This is a genomic window from Aminobacter sp. P4_D5, from assembly GCF_056401815.1.
On record NZ_JBFUIP010001198.1, the window covers coordinates 1 to 560 of the forward strand.

Annotated in this window: 1 protein-coding gene; it reads left to right on the plus strand. The window is 71.2% G+C overall.

Going from position 1 to position 560, the window contains the following annotated elements; translation table 11 throughout:
• Positions 1 to 560: MFS transporter (locus tag AC1DWF_RS37465; protein ID WP_476843482.1), on the plus strand; the 560-nt coding region annotated here is incomplete at both ends.

Genomic DNA, 560 nt, shown 5'->3' on the forward strand with positions numbered 1-560 from the left:
ACGCAGTTCCTCGCCGCGCGTTTCGTGCTGGGTCTCGGTTGCGCGGCGAGCTTCATGTCGGCCGTGGTGCTGGCCGGGCGATGGCATGCCGGGCCCGGCCTGACCAAGGCGATGAGCGGAATCTTCGCCTGGAGCCAGGTGGGTATCCTGGCCGCCGGCGCGCCGCTGGCCTTCGCCTCAGGCCTCGTGGGCTGGCGTGGCGCCTATCTGGTCTCAGCTGCCCTGACGGTCGTGGTCGGCGCCGTCTGGTGGCGCTGGGCGGTCGACGTGCCGCCGGGGATGGTCCTTCGCGAGCGGCCAAAGGAATCGCTGCGCGAGGTGCTGGCCGGGCAGTTCATCGTCTGGAAGACGGTGGGCCTGCTGCGAATCCTCTCCATGCATTGCTTCGCCTATGCCGTCATGGCGACGCTCCTGACGCTCTGGGCCGGACCCTACCTCTACGACGTGCACGGGCTCAACGCGGCCGGGCGCGGGGCGGTGCTGCTGGCGATGGGGCTGACCGTGCCCTGTGGGCAGCTGGCGCTGCCCTTCCTCGAGCGGGTGCTGGGGCGGGAGCCGGC